The sequence below is a fragment of the Microbacterium sp. BF1 genome, from assembly GCF_019279095.1.
In the GTDB taxonomy this organism is placed as follows: Bacteria; Actinomycetota; Actinomycetes; order Actinomycetales; family Microbacteriaceae; genus Microbacterium; species Microbacterium maritypicum.
Window position 1 is genome coordinate 1 of the sequence record NZ_JAGYWT010000717.1, and the last position, 905, is coordinate 905.

At 71.4% G+C, this 905-nt stretch carries 1 protein-coding gene; it reads right to left on the minus strand.

All coding sequences use genetic code 11. The features are described from left to right. On the minus strand, positions 1–830 hold an 830-nt coding region (locus KZA10_RS16280), incomplete at its 3' end, for a ComEC/Rec2 family competence protein (protein ID WP_308289701.1). Positions 831–905 lie beyond the last annotated feature (75 nt).

Genomic DNA, 905 nt, shown 5'->3' on the forward strand with positions numbered 1-905 from the left:
CACGCCGAGGACGCGAGCAGATCAGCGAGCGCCGGCAGGGGCGCCGCGACGCAGGCGAGGAGCCCGATCACTGTCGCCAACGGAGCCGCCGGAGCGGCGATCAGGTTCGCGGCGACGCCGATCAGAGACTGCTGCGGCGCGAACAGTGCGATGATCGGCCCGCACGCGAGCTGTGCCGCCAGCGGCACAGCGACGGCCAGGGCGACGGGATGGGGCATGCCCCGGCTCATGCCCCGCGCTAGCGGTGGAGCGAGGAGGATCAACGCGCCGGAGGCGACCACCGACAGAGCGAACCCGGGTGTCGCCGCCAGCCATGGATCCGCCAGCAGAATCCCGGTCGCGCACAGGGACAGCATGCCGGCGCCGGCGCTCGGCCTGCCCAGGAGCACCGTGAGCATGCCCACAGCCGCCATCACGCCTGCCCGGATCACGCTCGGCTCAGGAGTGACCAGGACGACGAATCCGGCAAGCCCTGCGAGGGAGAGCCCGACGCGCATCCCTCGCCCGCCGCCGCACACTGCCGCGAGCCAGAAGAGTGCACCGACGACGATCGCGCAGTTCGCACCGCTGACGGCGGTGAGGTGGCTGAGGCCGCTGATGCGCATGTCTTCGTTCAAAGCAGGCGTCACCGCACGGGTGTCGCCGACCGCGAGGCCGGGTAGAAGGCCGGATCCTGGCTCCGGCAGGCGCAGCGACCGTTCGACGAACGCGCTCTTGAGAGCTGCCGCGACTCCGAAGGCACCGGACGCGGGTGAGATGACCTCCGCGTCACTCGCGAAGACGACCAGCGCCGAATGCTCCCCCGCATCGGTCACCGAAGACTCTCCCACCACCCGGATCCGCGCTCCGAGGTCGAAGCCTTCGGCTGGATCGACGCCGAGGCGCACCGGCGCGCTGGAGTCGGC